The 515-nt window shown below is 61.6% G+C and carries 1 protein-coding gene; it reads right to left on the reverse strand.

Annotation, left to right across the window (positions count from 1 at the left end; genetic code table 11):
* Window positions 1-515 (reverse strand): EAL domain-containing protein (locus FHK88_RS04035; RefSeq protein WP_227429486.1); only part of this gene is annotated, 515 nt, incomplete at both ends.

The following is a 515-nucleotide window of genomic DNA, read 5'->3' on the forward strand; positions in this document are numbered from 1 at the left end:
GGATAGACGACATTGGCCACCAGCCCGCCATCGATCTTGACACAGTTCACGTCCAGATCGGTCAGATAGGAAAACCCCGACAGCCCGGCCCCGAAGTCATCCAGCGCGACCGAACAGCCCAGATCCCGCAGGGTGCGCACATTGATCTTGGCACTGGGCAGATCGTGGATGGCCGAGGTTTCGGTGATCTCGAACTGGATGCGGGCGGGATCGATGCCCGCCTGCGCCACGATCTGCACGATGCCCTGACCGAACCCCGCATCCGACAGCGTGCGCCCCGACATGTTCAGCGAGATATGGATGTCGTCATGCTGGGCCAGCACGGCGGCATGACCCAGAATCGCATGCCGGATGATCCAGTCATCCATCGTGCAGATCATGCTGGTGCGTTCGACCAGCGGCAGGAAGGCGGCGGGGGAATGTTCCTGACCCTTGCGGTCCTGCATCTTGACCAGCACCTCGTAATGGCGACCCGTGCTGTCTGGATCGGTATCGACGATCTGCTGCGCATACAG

Origin of the sequence: Psychrobacter sp. I-STPA6b (assembly GCF_020662265.1) — a bacterium.
Classification (GTDB): Bacteria; Pseudomonadota; Gammaproteobacteria; order Pseudomonadales; family Moraxellaceae; genus Psychrobacter.